Annotated in this window: 21 protein-coding genes and 7 pseudogenes; 11 read left to right on the top strand and 17 right to left on the bottom strand. The window is 67.9% G+C overall.

Going from position 1 to position 19175, the window contains the following annotated elements; translation table 11 throughout:
* Window positions 1-681, top strand: a 681-nt coding sequence (locus ACZ7LV_RS38710; RefSeq protein ID WP_471946046.1) for a hypothetical protein, incomplete at its 5' end; no start/stop codon positions are given.
* A 275-nt stretch (window positions 682-956) separates the two neighbouring features.
* On the top strand, window positions 957-1328 hold the full coding sequence (locus tag ACZ7LV_RS38705) for a hypothetical protein (RefSeq protein ID WP_471946045.1): 372 nt from the start codon (window positions 957-959) through the stop codon (window positions 1326-1328).
* An 18-nt stretch (window positions 1329-1346) separates the two neighbouring features.
* Here ACZ7LV_RS38705 and istB read toward each other — a convergent pair whose 3' ends face one another.
* Window positions 1347-2141, bottom strand: a complete 795-nt coding sequence (gene istB, locus ACZ7LV_RS38700) for an IS21-like element helper ATPase IstB (RefSeq protein WP_471946044.1) — start codon at window positions 2139-2141, stop codon at window positions 1347-1349.
* A gap of 11 nt (window positions 2142-2152) precedes the next feature.
* Window positions 2153-3772 (bottom strand): annotated as a pseudogene (gene istA / locus ACZ7LV_RS38695) (IS21 family transposase).
* A 222-nt stretch (window positions 3773-3994) separates the two neighbouring features.
* Between istA and ACZ7LV_RS38690 the strand changes: the two are divergent.
* The gene (locus ACZ7LV_RS38690; RefSeq protein WP_471946043.1) at window positions 3995-4216 is read left to right on the top strand and encodes a hypothetical protein; all 222 of its coding nucleotides are present in this window, start codon (window positions 3995-3997) and stop codon (window positions 4214-4216) included.
* A 10-nt stretch (window positions 4217-4226) separates the two neighbouring features.
* Here the strand turns inward: ACZ7LV_RS38690 and ACZ7LV_RS38685 are convergent, their stop codons facing one another.
* From ACZ7LV_RS38685 to ACZ7LV_RS38675, 3 genes are all read right to left on the bottom strand, one after another.
* Window positions 4227-5111: an IS5 family transposase gene (locus ACZ7LV_RS38685; RefSeq protein WP_471946049.1), complete on the bottom strand. Its 885-nt coding sequence runs from the start codon at window positions 5109-5111 to the stop codon at window positions 4227-4229.
* A 52-nt stretch (window positions 5112-5163) separates the two neighbouring features.
* Entirely contained in the window at window positions 5164-5346 is a 183-nt protein-coding gene (locus tag ACZ7LV_RS38680; RefSeq protein ID WP_471946048.1) for a DUF6233 domain-containing protein, read from the bottom strand.
* Between the two features lie 72 nt (window positions 5347-5418).
* The gene (locus ACZ7LV_RS38675; protein ID WP_471946042.1) at window positions 5419-5559 is read right to left on the bottom strand and encodes a hypothetical protein; all 141 of its coding nucleotides are present in this window, start codon (window positions 5557-5559) and stop codon (window positions 5419-5421) included.
* Window positions 5560-5587: 28 nt separating this feature from the next.
* On the opposite strand from ACZ7LV_RS38675, the gene ACZ7LV_RS38670 reads away from it, so the two are divergent.
* The 5 genes and pseudogenes from ACZ7LV_RS38670 (at window position 5588) to ACZ7LV_RS38650 (ending at window position 8677) form a co-directional block, all read left to right on the top strand.
* On the top strand, window positions 5588-5806 hold the full coding sequence (locus ACZ7LV_RS38670) for a LexA family protein (protein ID WP_471946041.1): 219 nt from the start codon (window positions 5588-5590) through the stop codon (window positions 5804-5806).
* Window positions 5803-6090 carry a hypothetical protein gene (locus tag ACZ7LV_RS38665; RefSeq protein ID WP_471946040.1) on the top strand — a complete coding sequence of 96 codons (288 nt, stop codon included), beginning with the start codon at window positions 5803-5805 and terminating at the stop codon, window positions 6088-6090. Before ACZ7LV_RS38670 ends, ACZ7LV_RS38665 begins: the two co-directional genes overlap by 4 nt.
* A 66-nt stretch (window positions 6091-6156) precedes the next feature.
* Window positions 6157-6780 carry a hypothetical protein gene (locus tag ACZ7LV_RS38660; RefSeq protein ID WP_471946039.1) on the top strand — a complete coding sequence of 208 codons (624 nt, stop codon included), beginning with the start codon at window positions 6157-6159 and terminating at the stop codon, window positions 6778-6780.
* Window positions 6781-7083: 303 nt separating this feature from the next.
* Window positions 7084-7524: a hypothetical protein gene (locus tag ACZ7LV_RS38655; protein ID WP_471946038.1), complete on the top strand. Its 441-nt coding sequence runs from the start codon at window positions 7084-7086 to the stop codon at window positions 7522-7524.
* 261 nt (window positions 7525-7785) lie between these two features.
* Window positions 7786-8677: pseudogene (locus ACZ7LV_RS38650) on the top strand (IS5 family transposase).
* A 9-nt stretch (window positions 8678-8686) separates the two neighbouring features.
* On the opposite strand, the gene ACZ7LV_RS38645 reads toward ACZ7LV_RS38650, so the two are convergent.
* Both ACZ7LV_RS38645 and ACZ7LV_RS38640 read right to left on the bottom strand, forming a co-directional pair.
* Window positions 8687-8917, bottom strand: coding sequence for an e9imm peptide (locus tag ACZ7LV_RS38645; protein ID WP_471946037.1), 231 nt, complete (start codon window positions 8915-8917; stop codon window positions 8687-8689).
* Window positions 8918-9038: 121 nt separating this feature from the next.
* A complete protein-coding gene (locus ACZ7LV_RS38640; protein ID WP_471946036.1) occupies window positions 9039-9722 on the bottom strand; it encodes a hypothetical protein in 684 nt (227 codons plus the stop codon).
* Between the two features lie 474 nt (window positions 9723-10196).
* Between ACZ7LV_RS38640 and ACZ7LV_RS38635 the strand changes: the two genes are divergently transcribed.
* On the top strand, window positions 10197-10862 hold the full coding sequence (locus ACZ7LV_RS38635; RefSeq protein WP_471946035.1) for a class I SAM-dependent DNA methyltransferase: 666 nt from the start codon (window positions 10197-10199) through the stop codon (window positions 10860-10862).
* A gap of 6 nt (window positions 10863-10868) precedes the next feature.
* Here the strand turns inward: ACZ7LV_RS38635 and ACZ7LV_RS38630 are convergent.
* The 6 genes and pseudogenes from ACZ7LV_RS38630 to ACZ7LV_RS38605 form a co-directional block, all read right to left on the bottom strand.
* Window positions 10869-11078, bottom strand: a pseudogene (locus ACZ7LV_RS38630) (transposase); the annotation flags it as partial.
* Complete coding sequence (locus tag ACZ7LV_RS38625; protein WP_471946047.1) at window positions 11035-11166, bottom strand: hypothetical protein; 132 nt, start codon at window positions 11164-11166, stop codon at window positions 11035-11037. The gene ACZ7LV_RS38625 and the pseudogene ACZ7LV_RS38630, both read right to left, overlap by 44 nt.
* A 381-nt stretch (window positions 11167-11547) precedes the next feature.
* Window positions 11548-12519 carry an ATP-dependent DNA ligase gene (locus ACZ7LV_RS38620; protein WP_471946034.1) on the bottom strand — a complete coding sequence of 324 codons (972 nt, stop codon included), beginning with the start codon at window positions 12517-12519 and terminating at the stop codon, window positions 11548-11550.
* 74 nt (window positions 12520-12593) lie between these two features.
* Window positions 12594-13666, bottom strand: a pseudogene (locus tag ACZ7LV_RS38615) (IS630 family transposase).
* A gap of 172 nt (window positions 13667-13838) precedes the next feature.
* Window positions 13839-14117 carry a hypothetical protein gene (locus ACZ7LV_RS38610; RefSeq protein ID WP_471946033.1) on the bottom strand — a complete coding sequence of 93 codons (279 nt, stop codon included), beginning with the start codon at window positions 14115-14117 and terminating at the stop codon, window positions 13839-13841.
* Window positions 14118-14306: 189 nt separating this feature from the next.
* On the bottom strand, window positions 14307-14663 hold the full coding sequence (locus ACZ7LV_RS38605; RefSeq protein WP_471946032.1) for a DUF6233 domain-containing protein: 357 nt from the start codon (window positions 14661-14663) through the stop codon (window positions 14307-14309).
* Between the two features lie 531 nt (window positions 14664-15194).
* Between ACZ7LV_RS38605 and ACZ7LV_RS38600 the strand changes: the two are divergent.
* Window positions 15195-15382 (top strand): annotated as a pseudogene (locus ACZ7LV_RS38600) (hypothetical protein).
* Between the two features lie 220 nt (window positions 15383-15602).
* Here ACZ7LV_RS38600 and ACZ7LV_RS38595 read toward each other — a convergent pair.
* Window positions 15603-15980, bottom strand: coding sequence for an STAS domain-containing protein (locus ACZ7LV_RS38595; RefSeq protein ID WP_471946031.1), 378 nt, complete (start codon window positions 15978-15980; stop codon window positions 15603-15605).
* A 128-nt stretch (window positions 15981-16108) separates the two neighbouring features.
* Here ACZ7LV_RS38595 and ACZ7LV_RS38590 point away from each other — a divergent pair.
* A pseudogene (locus ACZ7LV_RS38590) lies at window positions 16109-16574 on the top strand (ATP-binding protein).
* A gap of 132 nt (window positions 16575-16706) precedes the next feature.
* Here the strand turns inward: ACZ7LV_RS38590 and ACZ7LV_RS38585 are convergent.
* The 3 genes and pseudogenes from ACZ7LV_RS38585 to ACZ7LV_RS38575 all read right to left on the bottom strand — a co-directional run bounded on the left by ACZ7LV_RS38585 (window position 16707) and on the right by ACZ7LV_RS38575 (window position 18605).
* On the bottom strand, window positions 16707-17054 hold the full coding sequence (locus tag ACZ7LV_RS38585; RefSeq protein ID WP_471946030.1) for an ANTAR domain-containing protein: 348 nt from the start codon (window positions 17052-17054) through the stop codon (window positions 16707-16709).
* A 234-nt stretch (window positions 17055-17288) separates the two neighbouring features.
* Window positions 17289-17485: pseudogene (locus ACZ7LV_RS38580) on the bottom strand (hypothetical protein); the annotation flags it as partial.
* A gap of 136 nt (window positions 17486-17621) precedes the next feature.
* Window positions 17622-18605, bottom strand: a complete 984-nt coding sequence (locus tag ACZ7LV_RS38575; RefSeq protein WP_471946029.1) for an SGNH/GDSL hydrolase family protein — start codon at window positions 18603-18605, stop codon at window positions 17622-17624.
* Window positions 18606-19175 lie beyond the last annotated feature (570 nt).

The raw sequence follows: 19175 nt of genomic DNA, 5'->3' as shown, positions 1-19175 counted from the left end.
TGGCGCGGCACCGGACCTTGTGAGGGCGGCTGGTTGATGTTCCGCCGCGAGGAAGGCGCGCTTCGCGTCCTACATGCCCGGCGTCGCAATGGCCCCCGACGCCGTGTCCGTTCCAGGGCCCGGCCATCGGGTCGTTCGAGCGGAAACCACGAGTGGCTGGCCTCGTGGGGGACGTTCATCTCCGCGCTGGCGGCAGCCTGCGGCCTTGTCGTCGGCGGCGTCGCTTCGTGTGCGGCCTGGCAGACCGTCCAGGGCGAAGCGGAGAACGAACTGCGTGAGCAGGCCTCGTTGGTGTCCACGTGGAGCGAGGTCCACGACCACGACGGTGTGGCCGTACATGTGGTCAACAGGTCCTTCGATGCTGTGCCCCTGTGGGCTCTTCCGTTCACGTTGCCGGACGGCAGCCGGAAGATCATTACTTCCACTCTGCCGCCCTGCACGGAGCTGGTGTTCAACCCTCGCAAGATCCCGGATGTCGCCCTCGCAGCGCCGGCACCGGACGGGTTCGTGTTTTACGACAGGTCAGGACTGCCCTGGCAGAGAGGTCCTCTCGGGCTTGTCAAAGCCGAATCCCGGACCATGGACGAGATCTTGGCTGCGCCTGGAACGCGGGTCCCTCTGGACGTGATCAGGAAGCAGGGCGGAAGAAGCAAACCAGCTCAAGGGTGCGAGGAGCGGTAGACCGGCGTGCGAGCGCCACCGCCCTGTCTCATCGGCCGCAGGATGGCCTTGAGTTGCCGCGGCACTGGCCGTCGTGGTCATTGGTGGCAGACCCACTGGGACGGCCGGCTGCGTAGGTCAGAAGCAGGAACGGTTGTCGGTAGTTTCTGAGAACGACCGCCGGCCGGCAGCCCTGAAGATGTCTGTGAGAAGTAGGAACGGCTGGCGCCCTCGTCTCGCGGTCTCGGTGCCGGATTCCCGGACCGCCGGGTTCGTCCATGAGGGATGATCCCCTCATGGACAGGGTTGTTGATCTTGACGAGGTGGCTGCGGTTGTGGCTGGCCGGACGGTGGGCTGGAGGTCGGCCGGCCTCGAAGTGGGCCAGGTGACCTGGAGGGATGCCGAGGCATCGTGGCCCCACCCTCTGGAGACCGACAGGGCTCGGGTGCATGACCCCGACTCGGTTGGCGTGGTCATCTCTGGTCCGGGAGAGGCCGAGCTGTCGGTTGTGCTGTTCCGGGGTGGCTGGGCCGACGTGGATTTTATCGCCGGCCTCGACGACGCGGGTTCCCTCCCGGCCTCGGGCATCGCCTCAGCGGCGGACTTCGAGGCCCGGATGGATCAGTGGGTCGCTCGTGTCTTCGAGGTCTGCGGCGGTGCTCAGTGAGTGCTGGTCCGTCTCAGTTCAGCTGGCAGGCTGGTGTTCGGCCCGGGCCCGGGTAGTGGCGAGGCGGTAGGAGTCGGTGCCGGCCTCGATGATGTTGCCGCCGAAGGTCAGGCGGTCCACGATGGCCGCGCAGAGCCGAGGGTCGGTGAAGGTCTTGGTCCAGCCGGAGAAGGACTCGTTTGAGGCGATGGCGACGCTGTTCTTCTCCTCGCGTTCGGTCAGGACCTGGAAGAGGAGTTCGGCGCCGCGGCGATCCAGTTCCATGTAGCCGAGCTCGTCGATGCAGAGCAGATCGACGCGGCCGTAGCGGGCGATGGTCTTGGTCAGCTGCTTCTCGTCGGCGGCCTCGACCAGTTCGTTGACCAGCTTCGTCGCCAGGACGTACTTCACCCTGAAGCCGGCCATCGCAGCCTCGGTGCCGAGCGCGATCAGCAGATGCGACTTGCCGGTCCCCGAGTCGCCGATCAGGCAGAGGGGCAGCCCCTTCTTGATCCATTCGCACTTGGCGAGGGTATGGATCACGGCCGCATCGATGTTCGGATTGGCCTCGAAGTCGAACTTGCGAATCGACTTGTCCCGGGGGAAGCCGGCGGCCTTGATGCGGCGCTCGGAGCGGCGGCGGGCCCGGTCGTCGCACTCGGCCAGCAGGAGCTCGGCGAGGAAGCCGAGGTAGGACATCTGCTCGCGTTCGGCTTTCTCGGCCAGCTCGGGGAACTGGGACCGGATGGTGGGAAGCCGAAGCATGCGGCATGCCTGGTCGACGGCGGTGGTGGCGGCCTGCTCGGTGAGTCCTCGCTGGCGGGGAAGGGACACGGCTTTCTCCTCTATGACGGGGTGGGGCGATCGGGTCGGCGGAGCCGCAGGAGCTGGTCGTAGTGGGCGACCGACGGCAACGGACGTTTGTCGGGCGGCAGCTGTGCCCGGACCGCAGCGGGAAGCGGAGCGATGCCGGTCTGGCTGCTGGCGGCAGGGGATGGCGGTGCTTCCTCGGTCTCGGTGTCGGCCGCCTTGCGTGCCTCCAGGGCGACTGCATCGGAGGTCAGGGCGCCGCTGTTCAGGGCGGCGGCGAGGCCTGTGACGAGGTGTTCGTGGGGCAGGTGGCGGCTGAGGAGAAGGACTTCGATCAGGGCCCGGGTGCCGTCGCGTTCGCCGTGGGCTTTGACAGCGGCCTCCCACCAGGCGTCGTGAATGGGGGTGAACCTGCCGGCGGCCCGGGCCTGGTCGAGTGCAGTGGCGCCTGGCAGGGCGCCCGGCTTTCGAATCAGGGCCTCCAGGTAGTGGTCGAGTTCGAGGCGGGATCCGTTGCGGGCGATGAGCCGCTCGTGCCGGGCAACTTCCTCGCGGCCGTCGTAGACCACGAGCTCGGAGGCATGGAGCATGACGCGGACGGTGCGGCCGATCAGCCGGACCGGCACCGAGTAGCGGTTCATCCGCACGCAGATCTGGCTGTAGCGGTCGACCCGCGGGGTCCAGAGCCGGCCGGTCTCGAACGGTTCCTCGGGCAGGGGCGCCAGCAGCGGCTGCTCGGCCGCGAAGTACTCGCCGATGGTGCGGGGACGGGATCGGATGCGACGGGCGTCGTCCTCCTGGTCCCACCGGTCGATCCTCGCGTTGAGCTCGGCGAGCGTGCCCACTTCGGGGACGGGAACGAGGCGGTTGCGGCGGAACCAGCCGATCTGGCCCTCGACGCCGCCCTTCTCGTGGGCGCCGCGGATGCCTGGCTGGCAATAGAGGGCTTCCAGACCGTAGTGCGAGCGGAAGGCAGTCCAGCGTTCGGCTTCCACCCGTTGCCGGGAGAAGCCCAGAACCCGGGCGACGGCGGCTCTAAGGTTGTCGTAGCGGACCTTCCCGGTCGGCACCCCGCCCAGCACGTTGAGAGCGTGGACGTGGCCCTCGAAGAACGCCTCCTGCCCGGCCGAGGCGAAGACACGGTGGACGGCCTTGCCCGAGTACGACATCCGGAACGCGAACAAGTAGCAGGTCACCAGCTCACCGGCCAGCCTGACCGTGACGTCCCCGAAGTCGACCTCGGCCTCAGTACCGGGCTTGTGGGTCTACGGGACGAACGCGTCGACGACTCCCTTGCCAGCCTGCAGCCGGATCTCCTCGCGGCGGGTGGCGACGTATCCGCGGACCATCTGGTACGAGATGTCGACGGCGTTGTGCTCGTCCAGCAGGCGGTCGTAGATCCTCTTGGCCGTGTGGCGCTGCTTGCGCGGTGCGGTCAGGTCCGTGGTGAGGATCGCGTCGATCACCGGCTTGAAGGGGCCCAGCCGTGTCTCCCGCGGCTGCATCTTCTTCCGCGGTTCCGGCAGTGCCGACACCAGTGCCCTCTGCACCGTCTCGTAGCCCACGCCGTACTTCCGCATGACCGCACGCAGCGACAGGCCGGCCTTGGCGTCACGGCGGATCGCCGCGTACAGATCGACCTTGGACTTCGGCAGCACCCGGGCCCCCTCGTCGTGCAGAGCACAACCATGGTCCCGAAGCAAGCACCCAGGTGTTTCCAGAACTCGGCGACATCACTCTCCCGTGGATCCGGGCGTTCTCGCTGCTGAGCGACAGACGTTCCTGAAACTCACCTACATAGCCACCTCGGCAGCTTCGGCCTGGACCTGACGTGGCGCGTCGAGTTCGACGAGATCGTCGATTTTCGCTGTGTCGAGATGGCGAGCAGGTCCGCCGACGCAGGGATGGACACGTTGACGCTGTTGTCGTTGACGACCCCCTTCCTGCAGTTGATCGATGCCGAAGCACGTGGGTTGGCTGGGGACGAGCTGCGGCTCGTCCTAACCGAATTCGACAGCTCCTTGTGGGAGGTCAGGGCTGTCGACGAGCGCGTGCTCAGCGAACTTCACCAGCACTACCCGGGTGCCAAGGACCTCTGAATGGTGCGCTTCACTGCGAACGGAGCCACAGGCGGATCGCGGCCACGCTGACCGTTCCGTGGAAGACGTAGGCCCGCTTGTCGAAGCGCATGGCGATGGCGCGAAAGTTCTTGAGCCGGTTGATGGTCCGTTCGACTTCGTTGCGGCGGCGGTAGATCGTCTTGTCGAATCCTGTGGGTCGGCCGCCTTGGCTGTCGCGGCGCCGGCGGTTGGCCCGCTGGTCTCTCGGCTCGGGGATCGTGTGTTTGATCTGGCGTCTGCGTAGGTGACGCCGGTTGCGGCGTGAGGAATAGGCCTTGTCTCCCCCAACGTGGTCGGGCCGGGTACGCGGTCGTCCACCAGCCTGTCGGGGCACGCGGATCTCTTCCAGGACGGGAATCATCTGCGGTGCGTCCCCCCACTGGCCGGGCGTGATGAAAAACCCGAGCGGGCGGCGCCCACCTTCTCCGGCGAGGTGGATCTTGCTAGTGAGCCCGCCACGCGAGCGTCCCAGGGCTTCATCGGAGCGGTGACGTGCCGGACTCCTGCGGCGACTCGGGATCTTTGGGGGACGGGTGGAGGCGCCAGCCGCGTGCTGGTGAGCGCGGCAGGTCGTGGAATCGACGCTGACCATGCTCCAGTCGATCCGGCCCTCGGCGTCGGCGTCGGCCTGAACGGCCCGCAGGATTCTCTCCCACGTGCCGTCCGCCGACCACCTTCTATGACGGTCGTGGACCGTCTTCCAACTACCGAAGCAGGGAGTCAGGTCCCGCCAGGGGAGACCAGTCCGATGCCGGAACAGAATCCCGTTGATCACACGACGATGGCATTGCCAGCGTCCACCCCGCCCGTGATTCGCCGGCAAGTGCGGCTCCAGCCGAGCCCACTCTTCATCCGAAAGATCTCCCCGCCCCATGTCCACGGAACGAGCTCCCAGCAGGAGCGTCACAAGACCCATCGGACACGCCCTAGTCGAGGATGCCGAGGGCGGTGTCGGGTCGGCAGTGGATGCACGGGGGGACCTGTCGGCGCAGGGCGTCGAGTGCCTGCTGCCGGGTGGCCGGGCGGCACCGCCCGTTCTGGGCCGCGGCCCAGCAGTCGCCCACGTGTACGGCGTCGATATTCGTGTGGTTGATGCCGTACTGGACCAGCCACTCCGGCGGGGCTGGCCGCCGCTCCTCACCCCGGCGGCGTTCCGCCTCGCGTCGTTCCTCAGCGGCGATTCAGCCGTCGATGAGCCGCAGCTGCCGGGCGGCCTGCTGCTCCACGACGCGCCGCACGAAGTGCAGCGCGTCCAGACGCGAGAGCGGCTCCTGCCCACTCGCCTGCTGCTCCCGGCTGCCGTGTCGCCTCGCTTTGGCCACCTATTCGAACAAGCGCTCTAATAGAAGTATGCACCGCGTCGACCACCTCACCGCCACTCAGGAACGGGTCCTGGCCTGCATCCGCTGGCACATCGCCGACCACGGCCACGCACCGACGATGCAGCAGATCGGGGCGGCGGTCGGCATGCGCAGCAGGGCTTCGGTGCACTACCAGCTGAGCGAGCTGGAAGCGAAGGCGGCGATCGTGCGTGAGCCCGGCCGGTGGAGAGGGATCCGCCTCGCATGAACAGTCCCCGCGGCTTCCATCTGCTGCTCTCTGCTCAGGGCCGGCCGGTGCAGCACGGCTGGTGGGGGAGTGAGGAGATTGCGCGCGTCAAGTTCCGGCGGTGGGTCGGCAAGTACGGCAGCATGCCCGACGCCCGCGTCACTCTCGCCGACAACGACAGCGGCCACGTGCTGGTCACCTACGTCGATACCCTCGCCGACCTCGGCGTCACCAAAGACCTGGATGACCGCGCCCTTCTCGCCGCGATGGAGAGGCACCAGGCTTTGCCGCACTACACGGCATGAAAGTGGGCCTGAGGTGCGCCCCGGCCGTGTGGAACCAGGCGCTCGAGGCCGCACGTCCCCCCGTACATGCTGATCGTCCTAGGGATACTCTTCGCCGTCGCGCCAGCCGTCGTCTGGACGACGATCGCCCGCACCCGCCCTGTCGGCTTCGCGATCGGCGGCACGCTGCTTGCCGGAGCCAGTCTGCTGATCAGTGTCCAGCAGGGCTGGATCGACGCCCCTAGGCCCGACGCCCATCTCGTGTTCACGGCGCTGGCGCTTGTGCTCATCGCCTGCGGCGCGGGACTGGAGGGCCGGCACGAGAACTCTCCTCCCTCGGAATGGATTCCCCGCCGCAACGGAGCGATCGGCTTCCTGGGGATGCAGTTCGCCCTCACCCTTGTGGCCGGCCTCCTGTACGCGCTGATCATCAGCGAAGGCTCGGAAGCCAGGCCGTCCAAGGCCCTCCCCTCATTGCCGCCAGGCATCAGCCTGGTCAACGAAGGCACCAGCTGCGGCTCCGGCGGCTGCTGGCGCGTCGCGACGGTCACCAGCCGGGACGGTCTGTCCCGCCCGGAGATCATCCGCGAACTGGGTCTCCAGCAGGAGAGCTGCCGCTCCAACGGCTGGCTGCTCGACCGTCGTGACCTGTGCGTCGGAGCCAGGGACAACGGCAAGAACGTCACCATCTACGCCGGCTTGGGATACTGAGAGGCCGTTTCCGGTGAGGGCCGCGGCGGAACTGCCGTGGCCCTCAATACCAGGCACCATCCGGAACTCCACGATCCCGCGCTCCCCTTCCATGCGGCCTGGGAGGCACTGTGGCCTGCCCTTGCAGGCTTCTCCAAGGTTTGTCCTAGGTCGCCCGTACATGGTTGTCGATGTGTCCAGAACCGGGCGATACAGCGCCCGGAACGGCGAGAGCCGTGTGCTCGCGCGTCGCGTCAGGAGACGTAGGACGTGCCAGACACAGACCTCGCGGTTCCCATCCGTGTCGACTGAAGGGGTCTCAAGATGAACACACGCATTCGCCGCCACGTCCAGACTGCGATCGCCGGCCTGGGGGCGTTGGCCGCGGTCTACGTGATGCCTGGCCAAGCTCACGCGGCTCTCGGTTCCTGGAACCTCGAGGGCAGTGGTTCCGGTGTGGTCGGTGCGCACGCCTGGGGTTCTCTCACCCTCGGCTCCGACGGCCGCTACTACCTGGCTGCCAACATCAAGGACACTGCGCCGGACGGCCACGGTGCTCGACTCGAAGTCACGGCGTATTACAACGACGGCTGGAGCAGCCGATACGAGAACCTCAACGCCACGGGCAACCAGGTGACGAAGAGCTTCACCTGGAACTTTGCTCCGGACCTGTACTACATCGACGCCCGCGAGTGCCTCACCGAACAAGGCGAGGAATACCGCTGCGCGAGCTCTTGGCACGTGATCCACCGGGTACGCCCTTGAGCCCTCCCCCGGCGCCGTACGACGGCAGACAACTACGCGGCGCCCAGAGTACCCAACGCCGTCGGGGCCCTTGAGCGAGCACCTTCCTGGGGAAAATCATCAGGCCGAACAAGCGGCTCCCACCAGCCCAGCAGCCTGGATCTTCCCCAGCACGAAAATCCAGCACTAGGAGCTGTCGGGGCGATCATGTGACTGCCCTGTGCCTGAGTCGTTGTTATGGGCATGGGGCGGGGTGATCTGACGGATGCCGAGTAGGAGCGGCTGCGGCCGTTCCTGCCGGTGAGCAATGGGCGTTGTGGCCGGTGGCGGAATCACCGGCAGGTGATCGACGGGATTCTGCACCGGGTGCGGACCGGGGTGCACTGGCGGGATCTTCCCGAGCGTTTCGGGCCTGGAAGACCGTCTATGAACGCCATCGGCTGTGGTCGGCCGACGGCACGTGGGAGCGTTTGGTGCAACAGGTCCAGGCTGCTGCCGATGCCGCGGGCGAGATCGACTGGGACATCTAGGTGGACTCCACCATCGTGCGTGCCCATCAGCACGCGGCCGGCGCGCGGACCGCACCACCTCCAGCACCTGCGTCAAAGGGGGCCGAGACGGCAGAACATCAGGGCGAAACGCCGTGGCAGTGCCTGCTCGCCCGGCCGGCGGAGGTGGTGCAGGAGGTGAGGGACTGGGCCGCTCGCGGGGCGGGTTCACCAGCAAACTCCACCTGAGCGCCGACGGTCGGTGTCGTCCACTGTCCCTGGTCATCACGCCGGGGCAGCGGGCGCACTGAACCCAGTTCCAGACGGTGCTGGCAAGGATCCGCGTTCCGCGGGTCGGTCCGGGCCGGCCCCGCACGAAGCCCGACAGCATCGCGGCCGACAAGGGATACAGCAACGGCCCGTGCCGCGCATACCTACGGCGCCGGGGCATCCGGCACACGATCCCGGAGAAGACCGACAGCCGGTCCGCCCGCCTGCGCAAAGGCTCACATGGCGGACGGCTACCCGGCTTCGACGAAGAGCGGTACAAGAAGCGCAACACCATCGAACGAGCGATCAACAGACTGAAGCAGTACCGGGCCGTGGCCACCCGCTATGACAAGCGCGGCTACGTCTTCCTGGGCACTGTGACCAGCGCGGCTCTGCTCATCTGGCTTCGGAGTTGAGCACCGACCTCACAGAGTGATCGGCCGATACGCCAGGGCCTGATCGACTACTTCATCAGCAGAAAGCTCCCGCTCCGACGGCCAGAAGATCAAGCCACTGACATGACCGGACGGGCATGCCAGGGCTCTGTCGAGCCGATCCAGCCAGCCGTCCACCTCACCGTCTGAGGCGTAGTCCGTCTCCATGATCCGCTGCACGAGCGCGACCGCCTCCGCGCGACTCATCTCCACAGCACTCATCAAGTCCCCCCACGGGTCACCCTAGTGGGACGCGTGATCGCCCGGACAGCTCCTAAAGCCCCGGATCCCGCCGGGCCGCGCCCCACGCTGTCGTCGTGACAGGCCCGGGGCAGCGCCCCGCTCAGGGCTTCTCGCCCCGCGCGTACGGGCCGAGGAGTTCTCGGAACGCGGCGTCGCCGGGGGGTTGGAACTCCTCGGTGTCCGCGCCGCGTTCGACGAACGGTGTGCAGGTGACGGAGGTGCGACCGGAGATACGGTGGGTGCCGAGCAAACGACCGGTACGGGCCTCCAGCACCCGCACCTCGTACCGGCCCTCGTAGTGGGAGATCTCCCGGCTCGCTTCGGCGGGCAAGTGGTACCGGCACACCTTGAGGAGCTTGCCCAGCCCCTCGTACCGGGCGCAGGCGACCAGTTGTACCCGCTCGGGCAGCGGCGTGAACGGGTCGGCGCGGTCGTAGCCGCCACTGCCCTCGAACTGGTGCAGCAGCCCGTTGACATGGACGACCAGAGGGCGGGGCCCCGACGCCGATACACGTGCCGCCCGGGGGACTGGACGGCTCCCGTCCTCCTGGCACAGGCCACCGAACGAGAAGAGGTTGAGGCGCGTCTCCACCGGGCTCTCCGGCACCGGGGCCGTCGGCGTGATGGGCCGCCCGGAGGAGCCCGGGGCGACGGAGAAGGCCGGGGTGGCGGCGTCTGCGCCGGTGTCGCCGTCGCCGCCCGAAGGCCGTCCCAGCAGCCCGATCAGGACCGCGACCGCCGCCAAGACCACCACCCCGGCCCCGTAGCGCACCCGTCGAGACACCGCGCTCGCCCCCTTCCGGCGTCATCGCCCGCCGATCCGCCCTCCTCCGGTGCGCCCCGGGCGGCGGAGGCAGTGGGACCACCGTAGCCGCTCGGCGCGGACCGCACACCGGACCCGGCGGACGGCCATCGGCTCATCTCTGACACGCCACCATCGCCGCGCTATGTGCCCTCGCGGACGACCTTGCCAGCCGCTCACACCCGATCGGGGAACTGATGCTCGATGTCGCCCCGGCCTACCTCTCCGACACCGAAGCCGCCGACATCCTGCAACCAGATCGGCGAAGACGTCGAGCACTGCCTCGCCGCCCGCCGCTACGCCATCACCGAAGACCGCCGCGCCTGCACGGGGGTGCCCGCCGCGGGTCAGCGCGTCATTGGGCTGCCCGCGGCTCCTCTTGGTGCGGCTGGTGATGTCCTGTTCGGTGACCCGCTTAGAGGTCATCTCGTTTGGGCTGTTGAGTAGCCTGCGGGCGTGGAAATCGAACCGAACACTGACGGCTGGTTGGAAGACACACGGACGTCCTATGACACCGTCGCCGCGAGCTATGCGGACCAGGTGCGTAACCTCCTGGACGAAACACCCGAGGAGCGCGCGGTCCTGGCGCGCTTCGCCGACCTGGTGAGTTCCCGCGGTGGGGGGTCGGTCGCAGACGTGGGATGTGGACCGGGGCGGATCACGGCTCACTTGCGCCAGCTGGGCGTGGACGCGTTCGGAATCGACCTATCACCCGAGATGATCAAGGTGGCCCGACGTGACCATCCTGGGCTGCGGTTCGAACTCGGCTCCATGACGGACCTCGACCTCGGCGATGGCTCGATGGCCGGCCTGGTCGCCTGGTACTCGCTTATCCACATCCCCGACACGGAGATCGGCACGGTCTTCCAGCACTTCCATCGAGTGCTGCAGCCAGGCGGACCGCTGCTCCTCAGCTTTCATGTCGGGGGCGAGTCGAAGGTAAAGACAGAGGGCTATGGCGGCCACCCGATGAAGGTCCATGTCCATCGTCGCCAGCACAGCCAGATGATTGGCTGGCTCAACGAGGAAGGCTTCACCGTCGACGAACACAGGACGCTCACCTCGGCCGAGAGCACCCTTGGGGGAATCCTCCTCTCCCGCCGTCAGCCTGCCACCCAGTGAGATCCCTCATCTGGTAAGCCGCCGATAGCAGATGAGGGGGGCGGCGATGCCGGCGAAGGCGAGGAAGTGTTCGGCCTTACGCTCGTAGCGCCGGTGCAGACGGCGGCATCCTGCAAGCCAGGCCACTGTCCGCTCCACGGTCCAACGATGTCGGCCCAGCCGCTGGGAGGACTCAATGCCCTTGCGCGCGATGCGCGGCGTGATGTTTCGCGAGCGCAGCCATCGCGAACCGCCGGTGTGCGGTTGCCCCGGACGGACCGAAGCTTGGCGGAAGTTGGCGCCACGTGCAGCCGGTCGTGGCCACGAACACGATGGCCGCCAGCACTTGGCGGTCCTAATACCGGCGTCGGCCGCCACCTTGAGGCCGTGCTGGAGCAGGCGGGACTACCCGCTGGAACAACTCCCACAGCCCGTTCGGCACCAGCCGCTCCACCATCGCCATCACGCCCGCCAGCTTAGTGATCAAGCCAGTTGAGACGATCTCTAACCGAGACGCTTTGTCCTCTTCGTCTGGACGGCCACCGGTGATCCACGTGCGGGGAGAAGCCGGAAGACCAGAGCGGTGGCCGCAATCGGAGCGTAAGTTCGGCCATCACGCGGAAACCACGTTCTGCTGACGACACCACCTGGCGATCACTCGGACAGCCCCGCTCACGAGCATCCTGGCTTGTCGACGGCACTGGGATCACTCGCCGAACAGCGGAACCTGCCCTGCGGCGACGTCTGTGCGGAGGCGGTGGGCCCGCACCGGGTGGCGCCACCGGCCCGCGGCGTCGCGGGCGACGTCGACGGCGACTTCCATCACGACGTCGGGCTGCACCAGCCGCACATCGAGAGTGTCCCGCGTTCCCCATCCCGCGCTGAACGTCCACCCCACCCAGGGATGACCGTCCGTCGGCGCGCTCAGTACACCAGCCAGGGCACGGCTGGCGGCCTGGGACAGGGGGGTGCTGCGCCCGGCGTACTGCAGGAGGCCCGCCGTGTCATAGCGGCCCAGCAGCACCGTCCGCGGGCTGGTGAGGGTGCCGGTGACGGCGCCGATGATGGCCTCGGTGGTGACCCGCACCTTGTACTTCTGCCACGACCGCGCGCCCGGCACGTAGATTCCGTCGAGCCGCTTGAAGCACAAGCCTTCCAGCCCGGCCGCCGTCCACGCCAGCCACTGCCGGGCCGCGGCCGGGTCGGTGGTCGACGGGCACAGCGTCAGCGGCGCCTCCAGCTCCCGGGAGGCGAACAGCTCTTCCAGCGCCGCGCGCCGCCGCGCATACGGCCAGCCCGTCAAGTCCCCGCCCGCATGGACCAGGTCGAAGACCACGTAGTGCACCGACCACTCCTGTCCGGCCTTCGTTCCACCAGTCCCACGGCGGGTGAGACGCTGCTGGAGCCGTTCGAATGCCAGCCGGCCGGACTCCCACACCACCAGCTCGCCATCCAGTCCGGTGTCCGCAGGCAGCTGCGCGAGGGCTGCGGTCCGGATCTCGGGGAACGCGGCCGTCATGTCTGTCTGCTGCCGGGAGCGCAGCAGCACTCGCCCGTCGCCGTAGCGGGCGAGCTGGGCGCGGTAGCCGTCCCACTTCGGCTCCGCCGCCCACCCTGGGCGCAGCCCAGGGCTCTCCACCATCACGGTCAGCATCGGCTCGGGGAGCGACCACGTCATACGGTCATGTCTTCCACGGCGGCCGCCGGGCAGTGCGGCAAGCGAGGACCGCTGGCAGCCGGGCTAGTGCCGCATCAGGCAACGTTCGCCCTGTTCACGACCACGCGGAGGCGTTCGTCGGTGGCGTGCTTGTTCCGCCAGATGATGTAGCGGCGGATCATGCTGCCCTGCTCCTTGTGGCTGGCGTGGTCGGTGCCGTCGAGTGCGAAGTAGCGCAGGGCGGTGAACTGGGCCTCGATGCGATTCAGCCAGGAGCTGTTGGTCGACGTGTAGGCGAACTCGACGTTGTTGGCCGCGGCCCAGTCGCCGACCCGTCGGCACCGCTTGGTTGTCAAGTGCGGGGAGTAGTTGTCGCAGACGATCGCAATGCGTACGTCCACCGGGTGCAGGGAGCGCAGGTAGCGGCAGAACTCCAGGAACTTCGACCTGTTCTTGGTCTTCTTGATGTGCCCGTAGAGCTGGTCTTGGCGAGGTCGTAGGCGGCGAACAGGTGCCGGCCCGTACGGGCGGGTTTAGGTCGCCCGGCGGCGGGGCCGGGGCTCGCGGTCGGGATCCTTGTGCCGGCCACCGCGTTCGGCCCATTGCCGGCCGGGGTGGGGCTGGAGGTTGAGCGGCCCGAACGCGTCCATGCAGAAGACGACTTCGGGCTCGCCTTCCTCGGGTATGACCTCGCCGTCGGCGATCGCGTAGAGATGTTCGACCCGTGCCTTCTTGGCCGCGTAATCGGGGTCGCGGGAGGCCTTCCAGGTCTTTATGCTTTGAAATGAGACGACCTCCTCGCGGAGCAGGATCCGAAGGCCCTCGTGGCTGATGTCGTCGACCACCCCCTCGGCGACCAGGAAGTCGGCCAGCTTGGCCAGGCTCCAGGTCGAGAACGGCAGGCCATGCTCGGCCGGCTTGGACTTGGCGATCTTCTTGATCTCCCGGCGCTCTGGAAGGGTGAAGGTCTTTGGCCGACCGCCCGGACCCGGTCCGGGCTGGTGAACGTGACCTCGGCGATTTTGACCACGGGCATGGCTTGCGCGGATAACAGCACCATCTGGGCCCGCCGCCAGGTGACCACCGAACCAGTGCCTCTGCGGATGATCCGCAGCAGCCGCCTGCCCTCGTCGTCATCAATTTCCCGGGCCTGCACACGTTCAGCCACGTGATCATTCTGGCCGTCCTTTACCGGACTACGGCTCAAGGCTCTCGGCCATACGCCACAGTGAGTGGTCATGGGCATCTGGGTGAACATCATCACGGCCGCCAGCGGACTGCTCGGTGCCGGAATCGGCATCACCGGCACCCTGCTCAGTGAGCGGTGGCGCGCACGATCGTCAGAACAGCAAGATCAGCACGCGGCCGTTCTCCGTCTTCGAGACGAACGCAAAGACGTCCTGATCCGGTTCTTCGCACTCGTACGAGAACTCGAACGAGCTGCGGAGCGGCGTTCCGCTGGCGAGGAGGTGACCGCGCAGGAGGCCGCAGACCTGACCAGCCGTCTCTGGCTGCTTCACGTCGAGGTCCACATCCTTTGCACTCAACCGGTGGCCGACGCCGTCTATGCCCTCACCGAGCGACTTACCGAGGCTGCGGCAGCCCGTTGGCGAGGCCATTCACCTGTACCTTTCCGCAGCCCGACTCGCCGCCATCTCAGCCGCACGCAACGAGCTCGGCGTTCCGACCATGCAGGTCGTAGCCAGCTCTACCGCAGGTGCGTGACTATCGACGCAACACATTGGTGCTGCCAGGCACAGCAACCAAGCGACGCGTCGCGAACAGGGCGAACGTTGCCTGATGCGGCACTAGTCGAGGATGCCGAGGGCCGTGTCGGGCCGACAGTGGATACAAGCCGGTACCTGCTGGCGCAGGGCGTCGATCGCCTGCTGCCGAGTCGCGGGACGGCAGCGGCCGCTCTGGGCCGCCGCCCAGCAGTCGCCCACGTGCACGGCGTCGACGTTCGTGCGGTTGATGCCGTACTGGACCAGCCACTCCGGCGGGGCTGGCCGCCGCTCCTCACCCCGGCGGCGTTCCGCTTCGCGTCGTTCCTCAGCGGCGATCCAGCCGTCGATGAGCCGCAGCTGCCGGGCGGCCTGCTGCTCCATGACGCGCCGGACGAAGTGCAGCGCGTCCAGACGTGAGAGCGGCTCCTGACCACTCACCTGCTGCTCCCGGCTTGTCGTGTCGCCTCGCTTGCCCACTTATTCGAACAAGCGCTCTAATAGAAGTATGCACCGTGTCGACCACCTCACGGACACCCGGGTACGCGTCCTGGCCTGTATCCGCCAGCACATCGCTGATCACGGCGACGCACTGACGGTCCGGCAGATCGAGGCGGCGATTGTGCGCGAGCCGGGACGGTGGAGAGGGGTCCGCCTCGCATGCTCAGCCCCCGCGGTTTCCATCTGCTGCTCTCTGCTCAGGGCCGGCCGGTGCAGTACGGCTGGTGGGGGAGTGAGGAGATTGCGCGCGTCAAGTTCCGGCGGTGGGTCGGCAAGTACGGCAGCATGCCCGACGCCCGCGACTCTCGCCGACAACGACAGCGGCCACGTGCTGGTCACCTGGCCATGACCGGTCTTCACCTGCTCCGGGTGAAGCCCCGAAGAGCCGGATCACGTCATGGTGGCGACTGTCGGGACAGGGGTGAGGGCGGCGTACTCGGGCGCGGTGGGAACGAACGGGCGAGCGATGCGATGCGTATCGTCGGTGAATTGTCGCAGGCTCTCGCGAAGGCTTTCCCCGAGTTGGATCATGTGGTCATGGGCGGGCAAAGCGTCTGTTCGGATCCGTGGGGGAGCCGTCCGAGCTATACAGGGTGCTGCTGCGCTGTCAGTCGCTCGGGCTGCACGTGATCGAGATGCGCCAGCTGCCGGAAGAGTGACCCGGCGCGCGCAGCCCGGGTATTTGCGGGGTCCCTCGAGCGTGAGACGTGGGTCGAGGCGGCGGTTGTGCGGCCGCGGTGTGGGCGGGCCAGGGCGTTGAGGGTGTTCGCCGGCACCGTCGTCCGCCCTGGCCGGCTTCAGCGTCCCACGTGGTGCCTGGGGCCGCTCGTCCTGTGAGGGCTTGTGGCGTCCTGTGGCCGCGGTCCGTCCGGTGGCTGGTCAGTTTCCGAGTGCGCTGTTGAGGGTGGTGCGGCAGTCGATGACGGTGTCGATGCCGACGATCTGCAGGGTGCGCAGGACGGGCTCGGTGGGGGCCGCCAGGCGGAGCCAGCCGTCGGCTGCGGCCAGGGTCCGGTGGGCGGTAAGAAGGATGTTGATGCCGCTGGAGTCCATGAACGTCACCTGGTGCAGGTCGATCACGACGCGGGGACGGGCAGCGCCAGGAAGGGTGAGGGCCTGGCGCAGAACGTCACCGCTGTGGTGGTCGATCTCGCCGGCCAGGGTCAGGACGTGGATGCCGTCGGTGGTAGCAGTGGTGACCGACAGCTCGCCGGGCCGTACTGCCCTTTTGTGGTCCGCTGCTGTTTCTTCAGCCATGGCGGTGATACTGGCACACCAGACCCCCGCCCGGAATTCCTGCCCACATGCGGTGACGCCCCGGTGAGCGCGGGTACGCGCGTAGGTGTGAACGGGGGGTAGTGAGGGTGGTTGCGTTGACGGAGTCGGTGCCTGCCGGTGAGGACGGACACGCCAAGGAGAGCGTGCCGCCACAGTGGCCTGTCCAGACCACGGTGGCGTTGGAAGGGGACGGCACTGCCATCGCGCAGGCCCGCCACCCTGACGGCCGGGTTCCTTGCCCGGTGCCGGGCCGAGCACAACCTGCCGGTCTCGGCCCGGGCCATCGACCTGGCGCAGCTGGTCGTGAGCGAACTGGTCACCAACGCCCGCAAGTATGCTCCGGGCCCGGCGCTGATGGATCTGCGCATCGACGACGATGCGGTGGAGGTGTCGGTGTGGGACTCCGACCCGGTCCTGCCCGTCGCCAGGGCCGCTGACGCCGGCCGGGTGGGCCAGCACGGCCTGGAGATCGTGCTGGCCGTCGTGCAGGGCTTCGAGGCACACCGGGAACCGGTCGGCAAACGCCTCACCGCCCGCATCGCCCTCACCGACCCTCCGCACAGCACCCAGTAGGCCGAGCCGAGCGAACCCGCTCCTGGCTCCGGCTCGGCCATGGTGATGAAGGTCAGCCCACAGACGGCGATGGCCCCTGACCCGCCCGGGCAGCCTCTTGCCAACCGGCACCTGCAGCCAGGCGGCCACAGGTCACGATCCGCGCTCCGGGCCGGTGGCGTGGCGGGCCAGCGCAGCGTGGAGCTCTTCCTGCAGGATCTCGGGCAGGGGAGCGCCCTGGATGTGCTTGAGGACCTGTTCGGCGATGTGGGTGAGTTTGGTGTTGGTGTGCTGGGAGACTTCCCGCAGCACGGTGAAGCCGTCCTGCGGGGCGATCGGACCCAGCACCGTCAGCGCGCCGATGGCCTGGTCGACCATGGCGTGTGAGCCGAGGGCCTTGCGCAGCTGCCGGTTCTCCTCGCGCAGCCGTTCCACTTCGGCGTGCAGCTGGCTGACTGCGGCGGAGGCGGGCGTCGGCTGACGGGCCGCTGAGGTAGCCATACGCTCATCCATCGTGAATCGGGGCGACGTCATGCTTTTCGCCTGCCCAGCATTCACTCCAAGGATCCCGCCGACCGCAGCCGGACACAACGTGTGAGTCCCCCAGACCCCGCGGCCCGAAGGACTCACCCAGGGGGCTGTACTCCGAACCCCGCTGCACCGCGAGTAGCCCTCCCGGAGAGGGCCACACCGCCTTCATCCGGGCGATGCCCGCCATCGTCTGATCGTCGCGCAGAGCTCGAGCACGATGATCTGGTACCGCGCCAGCGGGCCCTGCGAGACGGCCGATGCGAGCGACAGCTTGTAGAGCACCGGCCCGAACACGGCCTCGTCGTCCATGGAGGCCGCCATCTCCCGCGGCAGCGGGTCCCGTACCCTTCCGCGACCTCTCGGTTCGACCGCTCTTCCCAGATTCGCGGTGTCGCCGTCAGAAGGCGTGTCAGAACCGGCGATCGTGACGTTTTGTCACTGCCGCTGGAAGGCGAAGGTCCGGAACGCGGAACTGGCCTCCGGTTGGCGGGGAGGCCAGTTCGCTGCGGGATCGTCGGAGAGGGTGCTGGGTGTGGGTCAGCTCGGGTCGATGGCGTTCAGCATGGCTTCTTCGACATGGTCGGCGGCGTGGCGGTGGCCGAGTGTGTTGGGGTGCACCAGGGACAGCTGGGGGTCTTGGCCGGAGGGGAGGGAGATGATGCCTTCGACCCACTTGGTGTCGTCGCAGACGCTGTGGCCCTGGGAGGAGGGGTAGAGGTCGACGAAGCTGGCGGCGTCCTGCGTGGCGGTCGAGTCTTCGATGGTCTTGTTGAGGGGTTCCAGGACGTCCTGGCGCAGCCAGGCCAGGTCTCCCTGGGTGATCGTGGCGAACTTTGTCGGGTCGCCGTAGTGGCAGTTGGAGGTGTCCTGGGGGATGACCGTGGGGTAGCCGATGGTCAGGATTTTCGCCTTCGGGCCGCGCTCGTGGAGCACGGCGAGCATCCGGTCGTATTCCTTGCGCACTTGCTTCAGCCGGGTCTGGGTGTCGGCGGCCATGGCGTCCTTGCACGGGGTCCCCGCGCCTTCGCTTTCGCCGCCCAGCTGCATGCACTTGTCGAGGAGGGCGGCGAAGCCGAGGGTGTTTCCGCCCACGCCGACGGTGACGACGTCGGTGTCAGGGCCCACCGCCTCGGACTGGGCCGGCACCGCGGCGAACGGATAGTCCGGGTCCGGGAGGTGGGGCGGCAGATGGTGGCCGATCGGCTCCTGGGCCTGGTCGGTGACGTCCTCGATGGTGGCGGCGCCGCAGCTGCCGTTTTTCAGGTCGAAGAGACCGTAGAGGTCGCTGTCGATGACCTGGGGGTAGGACCGGTCGGTGCGCTCGCAGCCGTCGCGCGGGTAATCGATGGGGTCGCCCGCGGCCCGGATGGCCCCGGCGGTGTAGGAGTCACCCAGGGCAACCCACTGGTAGTCCGCAGCGGCGGCGGGCTGGGCTCCGGCCAACTGCGCGGGAACGACGGCGCCTGCGGCGAGAGCTGCGGCCGAGCCGAGCAGGGCCAGACGAGTGCGGAAGCGTGCCACGAATCCTCCAGGGATGCGGTGTTGGCGTCGCTTTGACCCTAAAGAGCACATCACTAAAAGCACTAGATCCAATACGGACAGTCACAAGCGGATCGAGGGGTGCGTCTTTGTGGGTGACTGGGCTTCAGCGTGGCGCCCACTCGCCTCCACCAGCGACCGCTTGAGCGCGGACTGTGGAAGCGCGGGGAAGGTTCTTGATCGGCTATGGGTACCAGCCGGAGCCACCTCCTCCCGGTGCCTGTCCTGTTCTCGATCATCGCCAAGCGGCGACGGGCTCACTCTCCTCCGTCCTCCGGGCGCTGTCGCAGCACACGAACATCAAGCTGCGCGAGGTTGCCGAGCAGATCGTGGCCTGGCCCTCGAGCAGGGAGCTGCCGGACGACATACGGCAAGCCCTGGGGGCTGCGCTCGGTGAGGCCGTCCACCGCCCACCAGGAGCCTGAGCGTAATGCGGGCCCGGGCAGGTTCACGAGGCGCGCCCGGGCCCCAATCACGCATAACGGGGAGATGCGCGATGTCCCCAACGATCCTGCGCGTGAAAGGTCACCCCGTCACCGAACGCTGCGTGCC

Source organism: Streptomyces sp. NPDC107562 (assembly GCF_055657325.1).
This window is presented reverse-complemented; position numbering and strand designations above follow the sequence as displayed.